This window comes from Streptomyces sp. NPDC023838, from assembly GCF_040639555.1.
GTDB lineage: Bacteria > Actinomycetota > Actinomycetes > Streptomycetales > Streptomycetaceae > Streptomyces.
The window spans coordinates 105,071-122,172 of record NZ_JBFAAD010000024.1 but is presented as its reverse complement, the minus strand read 5'-3'; the positions used below and the strand labels follow the sequence as shown (position 1 = coordinate 122,172).

The 17,102-nt window shown below is 74.7% G+C and carries 14 protein-coding genes and 1 pseudogene; 4 read left to right on the top strand and 11 right to left on the bottom strand.

Annotation, left to right across the window (positions count from 1 at the left end; translation table 11 throughout):
- Window positions 1-137: 137 nt before the first annotated feature.
- On the top strand, window positions 138-1,844 hold the full coding sequence (locus tag AB0G17_RS26185) for a hypothetical protein (RefSeq protein WP_361387593.1): 1,707 nt from the start codon (window positions 138-140) through the stop codon (window positions 1,842-1,844).
- A 19-nt stretch (window positions 1,845-1,863) separates the two neighbouring features.
- Here the strand turns inward: AB0G17_RS26185 and AB0G17_RS26180 are convergent, their stop codons facing one another.
- From AB0G17_RS26180 to AB0G17_RS26165, 4 genes are all read right to left on the bottom strand, one after another.
- Complete coding sequence (locus tag AB0G17_RS26180; RefSeq protein WP_361387573.1) at window positions 1,864-4,269, bottom strand: NB-ARC domain-containing protein; 2,406 nt, start codon at window positions 4,267-4,269, stop codon at window positions 1,864-1,866.
- Between the two features lie 211 nt (window positions 4,270-4,480).
- Window positions 4,481-4,606: an ALQxL family class IV lanthipeptide gene (locus tag AB0G17_RS26175; protein WP_361387570.1), complete on the bottom strand. Its 126-nt coding sequence runs from the start codon at window positions 4,604-4,606 to the stop codon at window positions 4,481-4,483.
- A 75-nt stretch (window positions 4,607-4,681) separates the two neighbouring features.
- The gene (lanL, locus tag AB0G17_RS26170) at window positions 4,682-7,630 is read right to left on the bottom strand and encodes a class IV lanthionine synthetase LanL (RefSeq protein ID WP_361387567.1); all 2,949 of its coding nucleotides are present in this window, start codon (window positions 7,628-7,630) and stop codon (window positions 4,682-4,684) included.
- Between the two features lie 44 nt (window positions 7,631-7,674).
- Window positions 7,675-7,857, bottom strand: coding sequence for a hypothetical protein (locus tag AB0G17_RS26165; RefSeq protein ID WP_361387564.1), 183 nt, complete (start codon window positions 7,855-7,857; stop codon window positions 7,675-7,677).
- Window positions 7,858-8,060: 203 nt separating this feature from the next.
- Here AB0G17_RS26165 and AB0G17_RS26160 point away from each other — a divergent pair, with 203 nt between their 5' ends.
- From AB0G17_RS26160 to AB0G17_RS26150, 3 genes are all read left to right on the top strand, one after another.
- Window positions 8,061-9,197 carry a hypothetical protein gene (locus AB0G17_RS26160; protein WP_361387561.1) on the top strand — a complete coding sequence of 379 codons (1,137 nt, stop codon included), beginning with the start codon at window positions 8,061-8,063 and terminating at the stop codon, window positions 9,195-9,197.
- A gap of 286 nt (window positions 9,198-9,483) precedes the next feature.
- Window positions 9,484-10,575, top strand: a complete 1,092-nt coding sequence (locus tag AB0G17_RS26155) for a mechanosensitive ion channel family protein (RefSeq protein WP_361387558.1) — start codon at window positions 9,484-9,486, stop codon at window positions 10,573-10,575.
- A gap of 82 nt (window positions 10,576-10,657) precedes the next feature.
- Entirely contained in the window at window positions 10,658-11,026 is a 369-nt protein-coding gene (locus tag AB0G17_RS26150) for a DUF779 domain-containing protein (RefSeq protein ID WP_361387555.1), read from the top strand.
- Window positions 11,027-11,078: 52 nt separating this feature from the next.
- Here the strand turns inward: AB0G17_RS26150 and AB0G17_RS26145 are convergent, their stop codons facing one another.
- From AB0G17_RS26145 to AB0G17_RS26115, 7 genes and pseudogenes are all read right to left on the bottom strand, one after another.
- On the bottom strand, window positions 11,079-12,248 hold the full coding sequence (locus AB0G17_RS26145; RefSeq protein ID WP_361387552.1) for a winged helix DNA-binding domain-containing protein: 1,170 nt from the start codon (window positions 12,246-12,248) through the stop codon (window positions 11,079-11,081).
- Window positions 12,245-12,439: a hypothetical protein gene (locus AB0G17_RS26140; RefSeq protein ID WP_361387549.1), complete on the bottom strand. Its 195-nt coding sequence runs from the start codon at window positions 12,437-12,439 to the stop codon at window positions 12,245-12,247. The genes AB0G17_RS26145 and AB0G17_RS26140 overlap by 4 nt, the downstream gene beginning before the upstream one ends.
- Before the next feature lie 161 nt (window positions 12,440-12,600).
- Window positions 12,601-13,470: a phosphatidylinositol-specific phospholipase C/glycerophosphodiester phosphodiesterase family protein gene (locus AB0G17_RS26135; protein ID WP_361387546.1), complete on the bottom strand. Its 870-nt coding sequence runs from the start codon at window positions 13,468-13,470 to the stop codon at window positions 12,601-12,603.
- Between the two features lie 169 nt (window positions 13,471-13,639).
- The gene (locus AB0G17_RS26130; RefSeq protein ID WP_361387543.1) at window positions 13,640-14,296 is read right to left on the bottom strand and encodes an ATP-binding cassette domain-containing protein; all 657 of its coding nucleotides are present in this window, start codon (window positions 14,294-14,296) and stop codon (window positions 13,640-13,642) included.
- Window positions 14,289-15,199, bottom strand: a pseudogene (locus tag AB0G17_RS26125) (ABC transporter ATP-binding protein). Before AB0G17_RS26125 ends, AB0G17_RS26130 begins: the two are co-directional and overlap by 8 nt.
- Window positions 15,200-15,255: 56 nt before the next feature.
- On the bottom strand, window positions 15,256-16,131 hold the full coding sequence (locus tag AB0G17_RS26120; protein ID WP_361387540.1) for an ABC transporter permease: 876 nt from the start codon (window positions 16,129-16,131) through the stop codon (window positions 15,256-15,258).
- Window positions 16,124-17,089, bottom strand: coding sequence for an ABC transporter permease (locus AB0G17_RS26115; protein ID WP_361387533.1), 966 nt, complete (start codon window positions 17,087-17,089; stop codon window positions 16,124-16,126). The genes AB0G17_RS26120 and AB0G17_RS26115 overlap by 8 nt, the downstream gene beginning before the upstream one ends.
- Between the last annotated feature and the right edge of the window lie 13 nt (window positions 17,090-17,102).

Here is a 17,102-nt window from a genome sequence, read left to right as displayed (position 1 = left end):
CGCGAGCCGCGAGCCGCGAGCCGCGAGCCGCGAGCCGCGAGCCGCGAGCCGCGAGCCGCGAGCCGCGAGCCGCGAGCCGCGAGCCGCGAGCCGCGCGGACATAGGGGATATTTGGCGCGTAGCTTCTCGGGGTGGCCATGCACCCTAGCCCGCCCCTGCGCGTACCCGTAGGGCACGACGCCCGGCGCTGGAGCACCTTCCACGCCCGGCGGACGCTCGTCGTCGCGGCCCGCACGATCACCTCGACCGCCCGCGTCCTGGAGTCGCTGCCCGCCCTCCTCCGCGACGACACCCGCGTCTCCGTCGTCTTCGCGTACGACCCGACGTCCGCCTTCAACGACGGCGTCCTGGAGCTGCTGCACGACTCCGGCTGCCGGGTGATGCCCTGGCGGCAGCTGAGCGAGATCGATCCCGACCTCATCGTCTCCGCCAGCGAGAACATCGACGTACCGGACGGCGACTGCCCGGTCCTCGTCCTCCCGCACGGCATCGGCTTCCAGAAGTTCGTCCCGGACTCCCGGGCCCGGCGCAGCCGGCTGTCCGGGGTGGTCCCCGACGCCCTTCTGGAGGCGGGCCGCGCCTGGCTGGCCGTGTCGCACCCGGACCAGGAAGCCCAGTTGCTCGCCAGCCACCCCAAGACGGCCGGCCGCACCCTGCTGGTGGGGGATCCGTGCTTCGACGAGCTGGTCGTCAGCGCGCGGCACCGGGACGCGTACCGCGCGGCGCTGGGCGTCGGCGCCGGGCAGCGGCTGGTCATGGTCAGCTCGACCTGGGGGCGTACCTCCCTCATCGGCCGGGAGCCGGGGCTTCCCGCGCGGCTGCTCGCCGCCCTGCCGTACGACGAGTACCGCGTGGGCGCGATCGTCCACCCCAATGTGTGGTCGGCGCACGGCTCCTGGCAGGTCCGCGCGGCGCAGGCCACCGCGCTGGACGCGGGGCTGCTGCTGATGCCGCCGGTCCACAGCTGGCGGCCCGCGCTGGTCGCGGCCGACGTCGTCATCGGCGACCACGGTTCCGTGACGCTGTACAGAGCCGCGCTGGACAAGCCCGTCCTGCTCGCCGCGTTCGGCAGCGACGCCGTGCCGGGGACGGCGGGCGCCGATCTCGCGCGGCTCGCGCCCCGCCTCGATCCGGCCGGTGACCTGCGGCGGCAGATCGAGGACGCCGTCCACGCCCATGCGCCGCAGCGGTACGCGGAGGTGGCCGGGCGGGCCTTCAGCGACTCGGGGCAGGCGCTGGCCCGCCTCCGTACCGCCCTGTACCAGCTGCTCCGGCTCCCCGAGCCGCCCTCTCGCCCACCGGCCCCGCTGACGCTGCTCCCGCCCGATCCCCCGTCGGCGCCGGTCACTTCATGGCTGGTCACCACCGCCGTCCGCGCCGACGCGGGACAGCCGGTGGTCGCCGTGCATCGGTTCCCCGCCGCCGTACAGGAGGACTGGGCCGAGGGCTCCGGCCCGTACGTCCATCTGGCCTGCACCGACGAGGAGCGCGACCCGGGGCTGGCCGAGAGCGCCTCGGTCGTGGTCCGCGCCCGCCCGGCCGCGACGGCGGCCGCCGCACGGGGGTGGATCCAGGACGCGCTGGCGCGTCTGCCGGGCAGCGGCCTGGCCGCGACCGGCGTACAAGGAAGTGACGCGGGGGCGCTGATCGGGCTTCGGGACGGGCGGGTCGTCGAAGTGGCGGCCAGCTACTCGGCGCTCGATGCGGGGGTGGCGGCGGCCGCGGTGTACGGGTGTCTGCGCGCGGGCCACCCGCTGGACGACACGCTGGTGACGCTGAGGGTCGGCGGGCCGGGCGACGCGGACGCCGTCCTGCGGCTGCGAGCGCACGCGCCGCCGGACTGACAACCACCGACGCCCCGCTTTACGAGCCCTCGCCGCCGTCCAACCGCTCCAACCGCTCGCGCAGCCCCTGCGCCGACGGGCTGCCGCCCGCCTCGTGGATCTCCAGGGCCCTGGTGAGATACGGGCGGGCGGCGCCGCGTGGGCCTCCGGTCCTCTCGACGATGTCGGCCAGCCGGACCAGCGCCAGCGCCTCATAGTGGGTGGCGTCCTCGTCCCGGAGGGTACGGGCCGCCTCCCGCAGCGCGTCCAGCGCCGCCCGGGTGTCGCCCAGGTGGTCGTGGACGGCGCCGATGGCGGCCGTCGCCCGCGCCGCCATCCGCGCGTCCGAGCAGCCGAGCAGCTCCTCGCGCGCCCGGCTCAGGGTGGTCAGGGCGTCGGCGTGGTCGCCGTGGGCGTCCTGCGCGCAGCCCAGGAAGTACGCCGCGATGGCCGCGCCGCGCGCCTCTCCTGCCCTCAGGTTGAGATCGAGGGAACTCCGGTACGCCTCGACGGCGCGAGCGGGGTCGGCGCGGTCCCAGTACCGGCCGAAGAACTCCTGCACGGACGCCCGCAGGACGACATTGCCGTCGACCTCGGCGCAGCTGACGGCCGCTTCCAGCTCCGCGCGCGCCCGGTCGTCCTCGCCCAGGTCCAGCAGGGGCCGCGACAGCAGGCTGCGCAGCCGCGCCTCGGCCGCCGGCATCAGATCCGCCGCCGCCGCGGCCGCGCCCAGCTCCAGGGACTCCCGCCACATGGACAGGTGGCGGTGGTGCAGGAACAGGACGGTGAACGCCTCGGCCAACTGCCATACGCACGCGTGCAGTTGCTGCCGCGAGGCCGCCCGGAGGACCTGGAGGACGTTGGTGCGCTCGGTCTCCAGCCAGTCCAGCGGGGCCGGGCCGCCCGGCGCGGCGAACGGGTCGGCGGTGCTCGCCAACAGCTCGGAGAGGTCGGCGATGCGCAGGCGATCGGCCCGGATCGCCCGGTCCGCGAAGGCGGTGAGGGCGAGGTAGTGCTCGACGACGCGCCGCGTGAGCGCCGCCCGCTCGTCCTCCGTCTCCTCCCGCTCCGCGCATTCGCGTGCGTGCAGGCGTACCAGGTCGTGCATGCGGTACCGGCCGTCCGCCGAGCCTTCGAGGAGGCTCGCGTTCTCCAGTACGTTCAGGAGGGCCGCCGCGCTCGCGGTGTCGACTCCGGCCGCGACGGCGGCCGCGGCGGCGTCGACGGTACGCAGCGGCGCCCATCCCAGAAGCCGGTAGAGCCGGGCCGCGTCGGGCGGCAGCATGCGGTACGACGGGCCCAGTACGGCGGACACGGGGCGCTCCCCTCGCATCGACATTCCGGCGAGCCGTCCGGCCTCGTCGGCGAGCTCCCGCGCCAGGCCGGCCATGGTCAGGCGGCGATCGGTGAGCAGCCGGGCCGCCACCACGTGCAGCGCCACCGGGAGCCCGCCGCACAGCTCCACCAGGCGCGCGGCCGCCGCCCGTTCCCCGGCCACGGCGTCCTCGCCGCAGCGGTCGGCCAACAGCCGCATCCCGCCGTCCGCGTCCAGCGGGTCCAGGGGGATCAACCGGGCGCCGTCCACGACCAGTTCACCGAGTCTGCCGTGGCTGGTGACGAGGACGGCGCTGCCGGGGCCCTTGGGGACGAGCGGTCTGACCTGCGCGGGGTGGCTGACGTCGTCGAGGACGACCAGCATGCGGCGCCGCGCGGAGCGCGACCGGAACAGTGCGGTGCGCTCGGCGAGCGAGCGCGGCATCCAGTCGTCGCTCACCCCGAGCGATCTCAGGCACATGGCGACGGCCTCGGAGACGTCACCGCCGCTCTGCCCGCGCAGGCTCGCGAAGTCCACGTACATCTGCCCGCCGGGGAACAGCTCCCTCGACCTGTCCGCCCAGTGGCAGGCCGTCGCGGTCTTGCCGACGCCCGGCAGACCGTGGAGCACGCCGATGCCGACGGGGGCGGAGGTACGGCCCACGACGTCCCCGAAGCACCGGTCCAGGGCCGAGAGGTCGGCCGTGCGGTTGACGAACGCCACGGTGAGGGCGGGCACCTGGTCGGGGTGGGGGTGGGGCGAGGGCCGGGAGTGGGCCGGGGCGAGTTCGTCGAGCAGCCGCCGCAGCTCCGCGGCCGCGCCCGGGTCCTCCCGGAGGATCTCCAGGAGCCGCCGCGACCAGCGGTCCTCCAGGTCCGCCACGGCACGCTCGTCCCGTGCACCGCGCGCGGCCTCCAGCTCGTCACTGGCGGCCTGGAGCTCGTCCTCAGCGCCGCGTGCGGGGGCCGTGCGGTCCGTGGCATCCATGGCATCCGGACCGTCCGGGTCAGCGCGCCGTCGGGCGAGGAAGCGTCCCAGCCGTTCCTTGGCCTGCCCCCAGGAGTCCGAGACCATGAGCCCGACCAGACTCGTCGCGCCCGACGCCGCGAGCGCGGTCAACTCGGCGTCCACCCAGCCCCCTTCGTGTCTCCCGCCCGTCGGGCCGGTCGACCACCACCGTAGAGAGGACGGGCGGCGTTGGACAGCCCAACGCGCGGGGGCGCGGCGAGGCTTCTCCGCGATACGGCGACGGAACGGCGACGGGATCCCCTCGCGCCGAGCGGTGCCGGCCAGGACCCGGTGGAGGGGGCCGGACGGGGGCCCGGTCCCCTCCACCGGCGCGTCAGCAGCCGCTGGTGTGGATGCGGCAGGCGGTGATCAGCGCGGCGGCGTGCTCCTCGCCGCCGAGGGTCTCGGTGCGGAGGTCCTCGGGCAGCACCTGGAGGGCGTCGATGTCGTGCTCCATCATGATGGGCTCCTTCGTTCGGAGGGTGCGCCGGGCCCGGTGGGTCCGACTGCCGGCGGCCGGGTGGCCGCCGGACGTTCAGGGGTGGGCGCGTTCGCCTTCGGGCAGCCACGCGCGGGGGCCGCCGTACCGCAGGCGCAGCAGCAGCGAAAGGCTTCCGGCCAGCCCGGTGGCGTACTCGGCCAGTACCGTCTTGCGGTTCTCGTCGGGCACCAGCAGCCGGCCGTCGTACCGCACCGCCTGCGCCGCCAGGTGCTCGACCAGCAGCTCCGCTCCGGCGCGGTGGTGCGCCTCGCCCGTCAACTCGGACGCATCGAGCAGGAATTCGGCGTTGCCCGCGAGCCCGTGGCAGGTCGAGGTCGAGTCGGTCACCCTGCCCGCCCGTACGGCGAGGGCCGCACCCTCCACCAGCTCGCGCACGGCGTCGTCGCGGGCGCCGGTGGCGGCCCAGAGCCGGACCAGGAACGTGCCCACTCCGGATGAGCCGCTGCACCAGTGCCGGGCGAGTCCCGGCGAGTTGGAGAGGTGGCGGGCGCGGTCGACCGGCCAGAGGGCGCCGGCGGGCCCCCGGCGGGCCGCGGCGGCCAGCGTGGCGCCCGCCTCGACGGCAGCGCCCAGGAAGCGCTCGTCCCCCGTGGCGTCGGCCGCGAGCAGGAGGAAGGTGCCGACGCCGGCCACGCCGTGCGCGTACCCGTAGTGCCAGGCTCCCGCGAGGGCGGACGCGAAGTCCTCCGGCACCGGCCAGAAGATCCCCTCGGGGGTGTGCCGGGCCGCCGCGAGGAGGCCGTCGGCGGCCTTAGCGGCCCGGTCGAGGAAGCACGGGTCCCCGGTGGCGCGCCAGAAGTGCAGCTGGGCAAGGCCGGATCCGGCCGCGCCGTGACAGACGTCGGGGTTGGGCCACTCGACGGGGAGCGCCAGGGCGAGTGCTCGGGCGCGTGCCGCGAGCGCCGTGTCGTCCAGCGCCCGGGCGGCGTCCAGCAGGGCCCAGGCCGTGCCGGAGCGGCCGAAGTACAGGCCCGGCAGGTTCGCGGACAGGGCGTCCTGCCGGTCAGCCGTCCAGTACGCGGCGGAGCGCAGCCCTTCGCGCAGCACCTCCCGCGATACGGGTCCCACTGCCACGGGGAAGGGGTCAACGGCGCCCGCCGGTACGGGCGGTGATCCGGCACCGGTGTCGTCCCAGTGCCGCAACGCCCGCGCCAGGACGCTCACCCCGCCCGCCGAACCATGCTGCACGGCCACCGGGTCGCACGTCTCGCCGAACGCTTCCGAGGCCCAGAGCCGTTCGGTGTCGTGCGGGCGCATGCTGGCGAGGAGGTGGGCGATCCCGTCGTGCAGCAGCCGTGCGCGGGTGCGTGCGGCGTCGGTCGGCCCGGCGTCCGCCGTCGTACGGGCGGTGGGCACTGGAGCCCGCCGCTCAGGCGGGGCGTCCGCAGCGGCCCCGGTCACGAACTGCCGCGCCCGCTCCAGCGTCCAGCGGTCGGCGGGTTCGTCCCGCATCAACCCCCGCACCAGCGGCGCGAAGCGTCCCACCAACGGGTTGTCACGGGCCAGCAGCCCCACCAGCCCGGCCAGGCGCTCCTCCTCCGGGCGTGCTCCGTCCGCGCCCGGCCGGTCCGCCGCGAAGAGCGGATCCGCTCCGCTCAGCGCATGCAGGATCGTCGCCCCCAGCGCGTACAGGTCGACGCCCGGTGCCGACGCGGGCGCCACCTGGTCCAGGGCGCGCAGTTCGGGGGCGGTGTATCCGGGGGTGGCGCCCAGCACCCAGCGCTCGCCCTCCCGCGCCGCCATCTCCAGGTCGATCAGGAGGAGTTGGCCGTCCGGGGTGACCATCACGTTGTTGGGGTTGAAGTCGTGGAGGGTGACGCCCAATTCGTGCGCGGTGCCGACCAGTTCGACGAGCTGCCGGACGAGGGAGTCGGCCGTACGGTCGTCGGGGCAGCCGGTGCCGTGCTGGATCAGGCGCTCGGCGACGGTGCGCCGCAGGGTCGCGCCCGGTACCGACTCGGTCGCCAGGAACTCGCTGCCCTGCTGCTGGAAGACCTCGACGACACGTGGGACCCGGTCCGGGCGGAGCCTGCCGAAGCGGTCGAGCAGCGCCGCCTCCCGGCGCAGCAGATCGCGGACGTCCAGCCCTTCCAGGCCCGCGCCCACGTGGGGCCGCGCCTGCTTGACGACGACCTGGGCGCCGGTCGTGGTGTCCTCGGCCCGGAACACGCCGCCCTTGTTGGAGTGCTGGATCGCGCCGCGTACGAGATAGCGGTCGTTCAGCAGGACCGGCTTGGCCGTGGCCTTGCTGCGGGCCGGGGCCGCGGGACGGTCGGGGAACGGGTCACCCGCCCAGGCCGGCGGGCTGAACCAGGCGTTCCGCTCGTCGGTGACCGGTTGCCCCTCGGGGTCGGTCAGCCGGCCGGCGAGCCAGCCGTCGGGGGTCAGGGCGGGGGCTGCGGCGAACACGCCGTACCGGTAGTAGACCTGACTGTCGGCCAGATAACGGCGGTCGGAGAGGACCGCCGGGCCCGGCAGCCCGACCGTGGCGAGGTGCAGCTCCTCCGCGAGCAGCCGGAAGTGGTCGTCGTCGGCCGGATACACGGTGATGAACTTGCCGCCCCCGCCGCGCTCGTAGCGTCCGGAGACGAGGGCCGCGACCCGGGCGGGGCTCGCCGCGAACTTGAAGGTCGCCCGGTGGGCGACCAGCACCTCGGCGGCCCGGGCCAGGGTCACGGGCGCGGAGAGCGGGGTGGCCGAGACGTGGAGCTTCCAGCCCTGGGTGCGGCGGACGGCCCCGGCGGGGACGACATGGCACCAGAAGTCACCCGGCTCGACGGTCCAGTCCGCCGGGGCGGAAACCGCCGTGGCCGTCGCGCCGCCACCGGGCGCCGCCTCCGCCCCGGCTGTGGAACGGGCTATGGCCGCCCGCACCAGATCGGGCAACAGCGCGAGGTCCGCCGGACGTTCGGCGCGTGCCCGCCGGGGCCCGGGCAGGGCAGGGGGCGGGGCGGGCTGCGGCGCCTCGGGCAGGGTGGACACGCTCTTCGACCTCACAGTTCGCAACAGAGATGACGGGGTGGGGTCTACTGCTCGGGCCGGACGTAGTCGTCGCCCCAGCTCGTGTCCAGGATGTCCGCCGCGACCGTCGCGGTCGTACCGCCGTGCACTCCGACCGCCGTCCTCGGCCCGCCGCCCGCCGAGGTGGCGCACGCGCCACCGACCACCAGGACCGTGAGGACGAGAAGACAGCGGACAGCTCTGGGCATGGCACGGCTCCAGGGTTGGGAGGTCACGACTCACGGACACACGAGAACTCACGGGCACACGAGGGCCCTGAATGTCGGCCTGGCGGGGTTTGCCCGGCCCGACACACAAAGTCCATCCCGGAGGGCCCCGCTGGTCCAGGGCTTTGACCTGGCAATAGCCTGCATGGCACGGAAGTCGTACGGCCGCATTGCGGGGGAAACTCATGACTATCGGGGCAAACTTGGACGGGCTGCCGCAGCTGGACGCGAGAGCCGTCGCCGTCTTCGAGTACGTGCTGTCGCGGGGCAGCCTCAAGTGCCGGACGCCCGACGCGCCCCCGGCACTCGGCCTGACCCAGGAGGAGGTCGAGGCGGCCTGCCGGACCCTGCTGCTGCTCCGGCTGCTGCGCCCCGCTCCCGGCAGGCCCGAGGAGCTCATACCGGTCAGCCCCGACGCCGCCGCGGCGGAAGTGGTGGGTCCGCTGGAGGAACGGCTCGCGCGGGACGCGGCGCACGCCCAGTCCGTGCGCGACGACCTGCACTCCCTCATGCCGCACTACCGGGCCGCCCGGCGCCGGCGGAGCCACCGGGAGGGCATCGACCTGCTGCCCGACCTGTCGGCCGCGTCCGCGATGCTCACCGAGGCCGCGGCGGACTGCCGGGAGGAGGTGTTCAGCATCCAGCCCGGCGGCGGCCGCGCACCCCACCGCCTCGGGGACGCCATCGACCGCGACCTGGCGATGCTCCGCCGCGGCGTCCGGATGCGCACCCTCTACCAGCACTCGGCCCGCTCCAGCCTGTCCACCCAAGGGTATGTGGAGACGCTCGCGGAGGCGGGTGCCGAATACCGCACCGCCGCCGAACTGCCGGACCGCGCCGTCGTGTTCGACCGGGCCGTGGCCTTTCTGCCCCGGCGGGCAGGCGGCGGGTCGGGCGAGGGCGCGGTGCTCGTCCGGGACCCCGACGTGGTCGCCTACCTCTGCCGGGTGTTCGAGCAGCACTGGTCGGGCGCGACCCCGTTCCTGGGCACCAGCGAGGCCGCGTACAAGGAGGTCGGCCACAGTCTGCGGCGGGCGCTGGTGGGGCTGCTCGCCGAGGGCGCCAAGGACGAGGTGATCGCCCGGCGCATGGGCATGTCGCTGCGCACCTGCCGCCGCCACATCGCGGACCTGCTGGAGGAGCTGGGCGCCGAAAGCCGCTTCCAGGGCGGTGTACTCGCCGAGCGCGCCGGGCTCACCGCGCCCGAGCACCCGGCGGCCCGGGGACGGGACGAGACCCCGCGGCACCCGGCGGCCCGAGGACGGGACGAAACCCCGCGACACCCGGCGGCCCGAGGACGGGACGAGACCGCGCGCGGGTGAACCGGTGCCCGGTGTCGCCCCGCCCCGCCCGCGCTCGCCTCGGCCCACCGCCCTCACCCCGGCCCACCTGCGACGTCGCTCCGCCGATGGGGCAGGATGGCGCCCGTTCGGCCCCTACGCGGCTCCCCGAACGCGGCTTCACGCAAGACGAACTGACAGGTGACAAGATGGCGACACTTCACATACGACGGCCGGTGGCGGGCCTCGCCGTTTCCCCGGCCCCCCGCGGCGACTCCCCGGACCGCTTCGGCGGTTCCCCGGCCCGACGCGGCTCGGAGGGTGTCCGTTGACCCGGGGCCTCGTGCTGCACGACTGGGTGGTCGCCGGCATCGCGGTGGCCGCGGGGCTCGTCGCCGCCGTGCTGCTGCGCGCGCTGCTGCGGTGGCTGGGCAAGCACGCGCTCAGGACGCGGTGGAGCGGGGACGACATCATCGTCGACGCGCTGCGCACGGTCGCCCCCTGGGCCGCGGTCATCGCGGGCACCGCGGCGGCGGCCTCGGCGTTGCCGCTCACCACGCGGATCGCGGCGATCGTCAACCACTCGCTGACCGCCCTGCTCATCCTGATCGCCACGCTCTCCACGGCCCGTGTCGTCGCGGGTCTGGTGCAGTCCGTGGCACACTCGCGGACCGGGGTGGCCGGGTCGGCCACCATCTTCGTCAACATCACGCGGGTCGTGGTGGTCGCGATGGGCTCGCTGATCGCCCTGGACACCCTCGGCATCTCCATCGCCCCGCTGCTCACCGCCCTCGGCGTGGGCGGCCTCGCGGTCGCGCTGGCGCTCCAGGACACCCTCGCCAACCTCTTCGCGGGCGTGCACATCCTCGCCTCCAAGACCGTGCAGCCCGGTGACTACATGCGGCTCAGCAGCGGCGAGGAGGGGTATGTCGTCGACATCAACTGGCGCAACACCGTGGTGCGCAACCTGTCGAACAACCTGGTCATCATCCCCAACGCCCGTCTCGCGCGGACGAACATGACCAACTACAGCCGCCCGGAGCAGGAGCTGTCGATCCTCGTCCAGGTGGGGGTGGGGTACGAGAGCGACCTGGAGCACGTCGAGCGGGTGACCCTCGAAGTCATCGACAGCGTGATGGTCGACATCACCGGCGCGCTCCCCCACCACGAGGCGGCCGTCCGCTTCCACACCTTCGCGGACTCGCGGATCAACTTCACGGTGATCCTGGGCGTGGGCGAGTTCAGCGACCAGTACCGGATCAAGCACGAGTTCATCAAGCGCCTGCACCAGCGCTACCGGGCGGAGGGCATCTCGATCCCCGCCCCCACCCGGACGGTCTCGCTCCACCACGACGAGCCCGCGCCCCCGCCGACGGTGCCCGCGCCGGTGCCGGTGCCGCACCAGCGCCTCCAGGGGTAGCCGCCCGCAACGTCGCCGCAACCCGGCCCGTGCTTTCCTGGCCCGGGCCGGTACCGCACGTATCCGAAGGGCCGTGGTCGTCATGGACGAGCCGCACGAGGCATCCACCCACGCACGCGTCGAGCTCACCCCGGCAGCAGCGGCTCTGATCCGGCAACTGCGCGCAGTGCACGGCCCTCTGATGTTCCATCAGTCGGGCGGCTGCTGTGACGGTAGCGCGCCCATGTGCTACCCGGACGGCGAGTTCCGTACGGGAGGGTCGGACGTGCTCCTCGAACGGCTCGTCGTCGACGGGGTCGAGGAGCCCGTCCCGTTCTGGATGTCGGTCAGTCAGCACGAGGTGTGGCGGCACACCCGGCTGATCGTCGACGTCGTCGAGGGGCGCGGCAGCGGCTTCTCCCTGGAGGCACCGGAGGGCGTGCGCTTCCTCATCCGCTCGCGCCTCATCTGACGGTCAGCGCCAAGGCCAGTGCGCGGACCCGCCCTTCCGGGCCGGGCAAGGCTCAGGCGGAGAGGCGCCGTTCGAGCGGGGTGCGGAAGCTCGGCCGGATCCGTACGTCGCCGAAGAAGGCCGCGAGGCGGGCCGCCTCCGCCTCGATCGCGGCGCTCGCCTCACGGCCCTGGTCCGCGAACACGTGCGTGACGATCTCGCCGTCCGGGCGCTGGGCCCAGCCGCCGACGATGCGGCCGTTCCACCACACCGAGGGGCCGATGTTGCCGGTGTTGTCGAAGAGTTCGGCCTTGTGGCCGGTGTCGAGGTACCAGTCGCGGTGGCGCCAGCCCATCGGTGTCGGGTCGAGGCCCGGCAGCAGGGCGGCCCAGGGCTCGGGGTCGGGCGGCGCGGCCAGCTGGTCGGGCAGGGCGTGGCCCGGGCCCTCGTCGAGGTCGACGTCGACGGCACCGGTTCCGGCCAGCGCCTTGCGGGTGTCGGTGAGGGTCCAGCCGGTCCACCACTTGACGTCCTCGGTGGTGGCGGGGCCGAAGGCTTCCAGGTAGCGGGCGACGAGCTCGGCCCTGGCCTCGTCGGCCGCGAGTTCGGGGTGCGGCTCCGCGACCGTCCAGCGGAACTGGCTGGACGCCCAGGTGCCGAGCGGACGGCCGCGCCGGATGCGCCCTTCGGCGGCCAGGACGCCGAGGAAGCGGCTGGTGATGCGGGGCCTCGCCTCGTACGGCTTGCCGGGGGCCTGGACGATCTGCACCTTCAGGTCCGGCACGTCGTCGGCCAGTTGGGCCGCTGTCGCCTCGCCGCGTGCCGCGAGGGCGGCCAGGACCGCCTCCTGCGTGGCCGCGAACCACTTCGCGTCGAAGCCGAGTTGCTCCTCGATCACCTTCGCGAGGCCCGCACGCTCACGGAGGGCGACGGTCCGGGCGGCCGCGGCGTCGGCCACCGGGGCGAGCGCCGTGGGCAGCACGAACATGGTGCGGCGCATGCAGAGCATCCGTACGAGTGAGTGGTCCTCGTACAGCGCGCGTTCAAGCTCGCCCACCGACGCGGCCGTCGCGCGCGCGGCGACCGCCAGATACACCGTGGCGGGGTCGGTGGCGTGCAGCGCCACCAGCGCCTCCGCCACCGCCTCGGGGGTGGCCGCGCGGGTGGCCGGGGTGAGGAGGTGGCGGGGGCCGAGGCGGGCGCGCCGCGCCTCGGCGGTGATCTTCTGGCGGGCCGGGGTCATGGCCTGAGGCTACCGACCACGCTCGCGGTGGCGTTCAGACCGTCCTGGATGGTGGGGGCCATGCTCGTACCGGCGAGGAAGAAGCCGAGCAGGACACAGACCATCGCGTGCGAGATCTTGAGTCCGCCGCTGCGCAGGAAGATCACCGCCAGCACCACGAGCAACAGCACCACCGAGATCGAAATGGCCATGGCCAACCTCCTCCACCGCGCCGGAATTGCGGCATTCGGCGGCCAGTGTGGCGGAGGAGGCGGGCCGGTCGGGCGCGTGGCGTGTCCGCCGTACGGGTGTTGACTGCGGGTGACGGCCCGTGAGGCGTGGGACGCGTGTCACGTCAGGTGGGCGCCCGGGACTACTCTCCGTACTGTTCTCCGTGCGCGCGGAGGAAGGTCTCCAGACCCGCCAGGTCGTCGGTGTTGATGTAGTCGACGTCGGCGGCGAGGAGTTCGCGCCACACGGCGTCCCGCTCGGGCCCGGCGAGGTCGGGGGTGGCCCAGAACCGCACCCGCTGCCGGTGCGCGTGGGCCTGCCCGACGATCGCGCGCAGCTTCTGGCGCTCGGCGGCCGGGAACGGCCCGGCGCCGAGCCAGCTGAAGCTCGTCGTCCAGTTGCTGCTGATGAGGGGGATGAAGCCGGCGGTGGCGGCGGTGCCGAGGTCCTCCAGGCGGCCGTCGTAGAACGCGTGGCGCACCTTCTGCGCCTCCATGGGCACGCGGGCCGCGCGGTCGCCGGAGACGACGGGCGTGACGGCGCCGGTCGAGACGCGGCCGTGCGCGTAGCCGCTGAGCATCCGGCGGTACGGCCGCAGCCGCCGGTCGAGCTCCAGGTAGGCGGCGGCGCCGTCGGTCTTGATGTCGACCAGGAGCTGTACGGGGCGGTGGTAACCCCGGTACGCCGAGCCGTGGTTGGCCCGGACGCGGGCCATCAGCGGGTCGAGGTAGAGCGTTTCGAGCGTACGGGTCGGGTCGAGCTGGGTCGGGTCATGAGCCACCAGGAGCTCTCCGTCGACCAGGAAGACGTCGGCCTCGACGCTGGTGAACCCGTGCGCCAGGGCGTCGAAGAGGGGGTGCGGATGCTCGAAGTCGTTGTGCGCGTGGGTCCGGCGCAGCGGTCTGGGCCCGGTCGGGTGAGCGCGCTCGGCCGCGGCGGCGGGCGCGATGGCGGCGGAGGCGGCGGCCGCGGCGAGGGCGGCGACGGCGCTGCGGCGGGTCAGTCGAGCCATGGGGTGCTCCCGGGGCGGTGGGACGGGCGGACGCGAACGAGTATGCGGTCGCTCCGGCCCCGACGGGCAGGCCGCTGCGCAGAGTTGGCCGGTCCTTCGCCGTCCGGTCACCCGGGGGCCCGGGGGGCGGGCGGCGGGTCCGCCCTGGTCCCGCCCTGTCGCAGGCAGGTTACTGCGACAGCTCGCCCCACTCCGCCGCCCGGTCGCACCAGCGCGACAGGAGCGTGCGGTCGTGGCCCACCGCGAGGAGGGACGCGCTCGTCTGTGTGCGGTAGCGCTCGACCACCGCCACCAGCGCCGCCGTCGTCGACGCGTCCAGCATCGCCGTCATCTCGTCGCACACCAGGAGGCGCGGCCGCAGGACCAGGGCGCGGGCCAGGCAGGCGCGCTGGAGCTGGCCGTCGCTGACCTCGTGGGGGCGGCGGTTGAGCAGGTCGCCGCCGAGGCCGACCAGGTCCGCCAGTTCGTCGACGCGCTCGCGGACCTCGATCTGGCGGCCGGTCGCCCGCAGCGGTTCGGCGACGAGCTCGCGCAGCCGCAGCCGGGGGTCGGCGGCGAGCCGGGGCGACTGGAAGACGACCCCGACCGTGGTGCGCCGCGCGCGCGGGGCGCGGTGGCGCCACTCGGTGACCAGGGCCCCGTCGAGGGTGACCGTGCCGCCGTCCGGCCGGTGCAGCAGCGCGGCGACCCGGGCCAGGGTGGACTTGCCGCAGCCGCTGGGACCGAGCAGGCCGACCGCCTCGCCGGGGGCGACGGTGAGGCTCGCCTCGCGGACCACGGGGCTGCCGAGCTCGTACCCGGCGGTGATGTTCTTCAGGTCAAGCACGGCCGGGCTCCTCCAGGTGGTGACAGGCGACCCGGCCGTCGAACGGCGGCAGGGTGCCGCACTGGCCGGTGGCCCGTTCGCAGCGGGGCGCGAACGCGCAGCCCTCCGGCAGATCGCCCAGCTCGGGCGGCATCCCGGGGATGGGCGTGAAGGCCCGCTCCGGGAGCGCGTCGAGCAGGCCCCGAGCATACGGGTGACGGGGTCCGGTCCCGCCGAAATACGAGGTTGCGTCGGCGAGTTCGACGACACGCCCGGCGTACATCACGGCGACCCGGTCGGCGATCCGCTCGGCGGCCGCCAGATCGTGGGTGATCATCAGCAGCGCCCGGCCTTCGTCGGCGGTGCGGCGCAGCTCGTCGGCCGTGCGGTCCACCAGGTCGCGGTCGAGCCCGGTCGTCGGCTCGTCCGCGAGCAGCAGCGGCACGTCCCCGACCAGGGCGAGCGCGGTCGCGGCCCACTGCGCGAGGCCGCCGGAGAGTTCGTGCGGATGGCGGTCGAGGTGCCCGAGCGGGAACGCGGCCCGCTCGGCCGCCGCCTCGGTCGCCGCGCGCAGCTCGCGCCTGGGTGTGCGGGTGAGCTCGCGCAGCGTCTCCGCGAGCTGCGCGCGTAGGTCCGCCCAGGCGTGAGGTGGGCGGCCGGGCTCTGCGGTACGAAACCGATGCGGCGTCCCCGTACCGTACGGGCGAGTGTGCGCTCGTCGGCGGCGAGCAGGTCGACGGGGTCGCCACCGCCGTGCAGCACCGCGCTCCCCGCCGTCTCGGCGTTCCCGGGCAGCAGGCTGAGCAGGGCCGAGGCGAGGAAGGACTTGCCGCAGCCGCTCTCGCCGACCAGCGCCAGGCACTCCCCCGCCGCCAGGTCGAAGGAGACGTCGGTGACGGCGGCGATGTGGCGTCCGCCGCGCATCCGGAAGCGCACGGAGAGACCGCGTACCGAAAGGACCGTGGTCACAGCAGCCTTGGTCACAGCATCAGCTCCGATCGGCGGCGCGGGTCCAGGCGTTCGCGCCCGGCGCCGGCCAGGCCCGCGACGGCGAGGGTCACGGCGATGAGCAGCAGGCCGGGGAAGAGCGTCGGCCACCAGTGGCCCGCGAGGAGCGAGCCGCGTGCGGACTGGACGAGGTTGCCGAGGCTGGCCTGGTGGCTGGGCAGGCCGAGGCCGAGGAAGGAGAGCGCCGACTCGTGCCACATGGCGTGCGGCACCATCAGCACCGCCGCGAGCCCGGCCTGCGGCAGCACGCCGGGCAGCAGATGACGGAGCGTCACCCGTAGTCGGGAGGCCCCGCCGGAGACGGCCGCGTCGATGTAGGGGCGCGCGCGCAGGGACAGCACTTCGGCGCGCACGATACGGGCCGTCGACAGCCAGTGCGTCACGGCGACCGAGGCGATCACCGGCCACACCCCGGGACGGAACATGGCGACCACGAAGATGCCGAGCAGCAGGTGCGGCACCGAGGAGAACACGTCCACGAGCCGCATCACCAGCCGGTCGGTCCAGCCGCCGAGGGCTGCGGCCGCCGCGCCCACGACCGTACCGACGACGGTGGCGACGAGGGCTGCCACGACACCGACGAGGAGCGAGATCCGCAGCCCGTACACACAGCGCAGAAGCAGGTCGCGGCCGACGTCGTCGGTGCCGAACGGGTGCTCCCGGGACGGCGCGAGGAGCTTGCGCGAGAGGTCGACGGCCTGCTGGTCGAGGTGGGCCAGCGGCGGTACGAGGAGCACGGCGAGGAGCGCGGCCGCGAGGATCACGGCGCAGGCGCGGACCCGCAGCGTCCGGGTGGAGCGGCGTGCGCGTCCGCGCGCACGCCATCCGGTGTCGGGGGTGTCAGCCATCGAATCCCACCCTCGGGTCCGCGAGGCCGTAGAGCAGGTCGGACAGCAGGTTGCCGAGCAGCACGGCGGCCGTGGCGAGCACGGTCAGCGCGGCCGGCAGCGGGAAGTCCACGGAGGTCGCGGCCTGCACGGTGGCGGCGGCGATGCCGGGCCAGCTGAAGACGGTCTCCACGAGCAGGGCGCCGGTGATGAGTTCGGGCACGCGCGAGCCGACGAGGGTGAGCATCGGCAGCATGCCCGAGCGCAGGGCGTGGCCGAGCAGGACGGTCCGCTCGCTCAGCCCGCGCGCGCGTGCCCCGCGCACCGGGTCCTCCTCCAGGGCGTCCGCGACGCCCTGGCGTACGTACAGGTAGAACCAGGGCAGTTGGGAGACGCCGAGGACGGCGGCGGGCAGCACGAGGTGGCTCGCCACCTGGCCGAAGGTGACCGTGTCGCTCGCCGCGTCGGTCAGTCCGCCGGCGGGCAGCACGTCCAGCTTGAGCGCGAAGAACCAGATGGCGAGCAGCCCGAGCCAGAAGGCCGGCGCGGCTTCCAGGGTGTACGCGGCGGAGCTCACGCACCGGTCGAGCCATCCGCCGGTACGGCGCGCGGCGAGCACACCGAGGCCGGTGCCGAGGACGATCGCGACCAGGAAGGCGGTGGCGGCGAGCAGGACCGACCAGCCGAGCCGTTCGCCGATGACGTCGGCGACGGGCTGGCGCAGCACGCTGGAGTCGCCGAGGTCCCCGGTGAGGGCGGCGGTCAGCCAGTCCCACCAGCGGGTGACCAGCGGCTGGTCGACGCCGAGGTTGGCGCGCAGCTGGTCGAGGTCGCCCTGCGAGGCGGTGAGCCCGGCGGTGCCCGCGTAGGCCTTGACCGGGTCGAAGGGGGAGGCGGCGGCCACGGCGAAGACACCGAAGGTCACCACCAGCAGGACGGGGGCGGCGAACAGGGCCCGCCGCCCCGCCATCCGTGCCATCGGCCCCCAGGGG

Excerpts from the sequence above, each read along its gene's own strand:
- AB0G17_RS26185 (WP_361387593.1), top strand. The coding sequence starts at position 138 with ATGCACCCTAGCCCGCCCCTGCGCGTACCCGTAGGGCACGACGCCCGG.
- AB0G17_RS26135 (WP_361387546.1), bottom strand. The coding sequence starts at position 13,470 with ATGGCTCGACTGACCCGCCGCAGCGCCGTCGCCGCCCTCGCCGCGGCC.
- AB0G17_RS26150 (WP_361387555.1), top strand. The coding sequence starts at position 10,658 with ATGGACGAGCCGCACGAGGCATCCACCCACGCACGCGTCGAGCTCACC.
- AB0G17_RS26175 (WP_361387570.1), bottom strand. The coding sequence starts at position 4,606 with ATGATGGAGCACGACATCGACGCCCTCCAGGTGCTGCCCGAGGACCTC.
- AB0G17_RS26165 (WP_361387564.1), bottom strand. The coding sequence starts at position 7,857 with ATGCCCAGAGCTGTCCGCTGTCTTCTCGTCCTCACGGTCCTGGTGGTC.
- AB0G17_RS26160 (WP_361387561.1), top strand. The coding sequence starts at position 8,061 with ATGACTATCGGGGCAAACTTGGACGGGCTGCCGCAGCTGGACGCGAGA.
- AB0G17_RS26140 (WP_361387549.1), bottom strand. The coding sequence starts at position 12,439 with ATGGCCATTTCGATCTCGGTGGTGCTGTTGCTCGTGGTGCTGGCGGTG.
- AB0G17_RS26115 (WP_361387533.1), bottom strand. The coding sequence starts at position 17,089 with ATGGCACGGATGGCGGGGCGGCGGGCCCTGTTCGCCGCCCCCGTCCTG.
- AB0G17_RS26120 (WP_361387540.1), bottom strand. The coding sequence starts at position 16,131 with ATGGCTGACACCCCCGACACCGGATGGCGTGCGCGCGGACGCGCACGC.
- AB0G17_RS26145 (WP_361387552.1), bottom strand. The coding sequence starts at position 12,248 with ATGACCCCGGCCCGCCAGAAGATCACCGCCGAGGCGCGGCGCGCCCGC.